Raw genomic sequence first — 1,549 nt, forward strand, 5'->3', positions numbered from 1 at the left:
CTGGATGGCAATCACGGTCTTGATCGGCGGGTTTACTGTCGCGGCCATCGTTGGCGGCGGCATTGGCTTCGGCGTAGGCGCTGCGATCGTGACGTTCCTCATCGACATGGCAGTGTCGCGCTCTCGAACGCGCGACTAAGCCGCCGCCGCCGCCGCCGTAGCGGGGTTCCCTGCCGCTTCAGAATTCGGTTGCAAAGGCGAATCCCCTGCTGACAGCCGAGCTTGTCGCGATCAGCGTTCCGCTTACGGCCGTCCACGGGAGCGTCCCGACTATTGGTCTCTCGGGCCCACGGCAGATGTTGAGGCGCGCGTTAAAGTGATGGTTGCCGTACTATTGACACCGGCAGCGGGTGCCCGCTCTCTCCCTCGGTTTGGCCGAGATGGTGAAACTCGTGATTGTTCTGGTGACCGGTTCAAAGACACACTGCTGGCGGTCCCGGGTAATGGAGAGGCCTGTCATGACGCGTCGCCGGCGGAAAGTTATGTCTGATGAACACCACCATTGATCCCAAAGCCATCGCGCGTCGACTGCGAGCACGCTTGAGCGGGCAAGGTACCACGTTGACGCACAGCGAGTCTCTGGAGCTGGCCGCCGCCGCCCTCGGATTCCGTGACTGGAACACATGTGCAGCGGCCGCCACGGTTACTTCCGAGCCGACGACGATACCCATCCTGCGCACGTTCCCCGGTCTCGAAGCCAGACGCTTCTATGTTGACTTTCTCGGCTTCGCTGTGGATTGGGAGCATCGGTTCGGCGAGGGCATGCCGCTCTACCAGCAGGTGTCCCGAGAGGGATGTGTGCTGCACTTGAGCGAGCATTACGGTGACGCCACACCGGGCGCTGCTGTGCGCATTCAGATTACAGACGTGGTCCACCTTCAACGCCATCTTGTGGAGAGCACCGTCTACCCGTTGCGGATCGGGCTCAACCACGCAGCCTGGGGTGAGGATCTCGCCGTTCCAGACCCGTTCGGTAACCGCATCATCTTCCACACGCCGACGGCCACTGAGATGTAACCTTCCGGTCGGCCGTTCTCGGGCGCCATGAAAATGCCCGCCCGAGAACGGCTTTAGCCCGTAGCGTAAGCCGTTCCCCTGCGGACCATGATTGTCATAGTATCCATCGACCAGCTCTACGCCGATGGGTACGTTTCTTGGCGGGGACTTAGCCTACGATTTTTTGCGGTTTTCTGCCGCGACCTCAACTAATCCCACGAGCTCTTGACGTCCTGAAGCGTCATCTGCTCCCATGGCGTCGTGAACTCCGTCGCAACCCCCCACTGGAGGTCGATGGTTGCCTGTCCGAAAAGTTTCGTGTCCTCTTTGTGCTGAAAGCTCAGCTGGACCTCCCTTTCCGTCAACTCTGCGCCGATTACACTCCAGTCATCCATCTGCCCACCCCAAATGCGGAGAGAGAGGGGGAAGAATAGGCGCATTCCCTCTGTTATCCAGTCATCACGCTCCCTCGGTACTGAACCGTCCCGGAAATTATGCCGCCAGTTTTCTGGCAGCTTCATCGGGTAACGAGCCGCTTATTTCATCGTAGTAG

The 1,549-nt window shown here is 59.9% G+C and carries 1 protein-coding gene; it reads left to right on the plus strand.

Annotation, left to right across the window (positions count from 1 at the left end; all coding sequences use genetic code 11):
- Positions 1–489: 489 nt before the first annotated feature.
- Positions 490–1,017, plus strand: coding sequence for a glyoxalase superfamily protein (locus CVV68_RS22885; protein WP_110503274.1), 528 nt, complete (start codon positions 490–492; stop codon positions 1,015–1,017).
- Positions 1,018–1,549: the final 532 nt, after the last annotated feature.

Source organism: Arthrobacter livingstonensis, from assembly GCF_003219815.1.
Taxonomy (GTDB): domain Bacteria; phylum Actinomycetota; class Actinomycetes; order Actinomycetales; family Micrococcaceae; genus Specibacter; species Specibacter livingstonensis.